Origin of the sequence: Aetokthonos hydrillicola CCALA 1050 (assembly GCF_017591665.1) — a bacterium.
GTDB classification, from domain to species: Bacteria; Cyanobacteriota; Cyanobacteriia; order Cyanobacteriales; family Nostocaceae; genus Aetokthonos; species Aetokthonos hydrillicola.
On sequence record NZ_JAAKGC010000345.1, the window covers coordinates 1 to 1,783 of the forward strand.

The window sequence follows — 1,783 nt, forward strand, 5'->3', positions numbered from 1 at the left end:
ATCTAACATCATCGCCCTTGGGCACAGATAGTGCTTTATTCATAATAATGGTGTATCTCCTTATCCTTATCCTTTTTCTCGTTCTCGAAATTATCGTCATCAAAAAATCCCCAATCGTCATCATCATCGTCTGCTCTTTTAGGAGTAGATGGTTGATGGGGGGGTACAATGACTCGATAATCAGCGTCGTAAACGGATTCTGTTTTGCCAACTCCAGAATTTTTTGGTTGTTGATAGCTGTAGGAGTAAACTGAACCAGACTGAGAGCTAGTTGTTGGTTCTTGCTGACGTTCGTAGGTTTTAGAACCTTGAAATTGGGTATTTCGGGAATTTTGGGTAGACGTATTTTCGTCAAAATCCCAATCATCATTGCTGCTACTATCGGTGTCCCAATCGTCAAACGCTTCATTTGTTCTCGGTTGCTCTTCACGAGTTGTTGAAGGAGACGGTTGTTTTCGGGATGTAGTTTCTTGACTGGATGTGCGATTTGCCGTCGCGTTTTTGTAATTTGGAGGCGATTTTAGCGGAGTTCGCTGTTTTTGTCCTGCAAAAAAACTTGATAAATTTAACAAACTGGCGATCGCTAAAGAAGTAACAGCACCAGCTGCACTGCTAAACAAAATCCACATAGCCAAAGGCAACTGTTGACTCCGCATACCTAAAAAAACAAGCGATAGGGCAGGGGACCAGTTTTGTAGTAATAAAAGTGCTAGTGCCCCCAATACCGCCACCAATAGCATTAAGCGAATTACAGACATAAATTCAATGACGACCTTGCCATCGCTGAATGGGAATACAATCAATATCTAATTGATCTAAAGCACGAGCAGCTACAAAATCCACTAAATCTTCTATAGTTTGAGGATTGTGATACCAAGCAGGGATCGCAGGGACAACTCTCACCCCAGCTTCTGCTAGGGTTGTTAAGTTTCGCAGATGGATTAGGCTAAAAGGAGTCTCGCGAGGAACGATAACTAACTTTCTTCCTTCCTTAAGCTGGACATCTGCTGCTCGTTCTAGTAAATCAGAACTCAGCCCATTTGCTAGCTTTGCTACTGTACCCATACTACACGGAATAATAATCATCCCTAGAGTCCGAAAAGAGCCACTAGCAATATTGGCTCCAACGTCACCCCACGGATGGCAATGTAGTTTACCTGCAATTTTAACTTGTGTTTGCTCTCGCCAGAATTGCTCTTGTTGAAAAGATTCTACTGGCAGGCGGATATTCTGCTCTGATTGCCAAACCATGTAGGCTGATTTAGAAGCAATCAATTCAATTTCATAATCAGCTTCCAGCAGAAATTTGAGAGCTCGAACAGCATAAATTAAACCTGATGCCCCTGTTATTCCTAAAATAAGTGGTTTAGTCTTACCTGACACTTTGTTAAGTCTTGTTTTAGCCGAATATAAAAACTAGTACTGCAACTGAGGCAATAAAGGCACCCTCTAAAAGAGGTAGAAAAATAGGGGGTGTGGGAACAGAGGGTAGAAACAAACTGATGGGTTGATTTTTTATAAATCCCACACCCTCACGATCCCGACATTTCCCACAAAATACCTTGCTGTATTAGCGGCTCCAATTCAGACTGAAGTTTGAATTGGAGTAAGGTGATGGTCATTCTTCATCAAGATATGGATCTAAGTCGTTTGGTTCCATGTAAATGTCCGAGACTTCGTCATTCGACATATCCAGATTCTTACCTATGGCGACGCCATCGCTACCAACGGTGACCAAATCAATTTGTTGACGATAGTAATCGACGCTTTTAACTTGGACAGC

2 protein-coding genes are annotated in these 1,783 nt (G+C 42.1%); both read right to left on the reverse strand.

The window, feature by feature from the left end; genetic code table 11:
• Nucleotides 1–35 precede the first annotated feature (35 nt).
• Nucleotides 36–758, reverse strand: coding sequence for a LapA family protein (locus tag G4P69_RS37745; RefSeq protein ID WP_208355042.1), 723 nt, complete (start codon nt 756–758; stop codon nt 36–38).
• A gap of 4 nt (nt 759–762) precedes the next feature.
• Nucleotides 763–1,383 carry a flavin prenyltransferase UbiX gene (locus tag G4P69_RS37750; RefSeq protein WP_208341935.1) on the reverse strand — a complete coding sequence of 207 codons (621 nt, stop codon included), beginning with the start codon at nt 1,381–1,383 and terminating at the stop codon, nt 763–765.
• Between the last annotated feature and the right edge of the window lie 400 nt (nt 1,384–1,783).

Coding starts and splice junctions, on each gene's coding strand:
- G4P69_RS37745 (WP_208355042.1), bottom strand. CDS start 758: ATGTCTGTAATTCGCTTAATGCTATTGGTGGCGGTATTGGGGGCACTA.